Annotated in this window: 1 pseudogene; it reads right to left on the bottom strand. The window is 54.5% G+C overall.

The features are described from left to right. A pseudogene (gene tuf, locus BIU91_RS18050) lies at positions 1-246 on the bottom strand (elongation factor Tu); the annotation flags it as partial.

Genomic DNA, 246 nt, shown 5'->3' with positions numbered 1-246 from the left:
CTTCCATGGCGATCGGAGCAATCAGGGTAACACTCATCTTCACGTTGTCACCCGGCATAACCATTTCCACACCTTCCGGCAGCTCACAGGAACCTGTGACGTCGGTGGTACGGAAGTAAAACTGCGGACGGTAACCCTTAAAGAACGGGGTATGACGACCACCTTCTTCTTTGCTCAGCACGTACACTTCGCACTCGAACTTGGTGTGCGGCTTGATGGAGCCCGGCACACACAGAACCTGACCAC

This window comes from Curtobacterium sp. MMLR14_002 (assembly GCF_001864975.1).
Taxonomy (GTDB): domain Bacteria; phylum Actinomycetota; class Actinomycetes; order Actinomycetales; family Microbacteriaceae; genus Curtobacterium; species Curtobacterium flaccumfaciens.
This window is presented reverse-complemented; position numbering and strand designations above follow the sequence as displayed.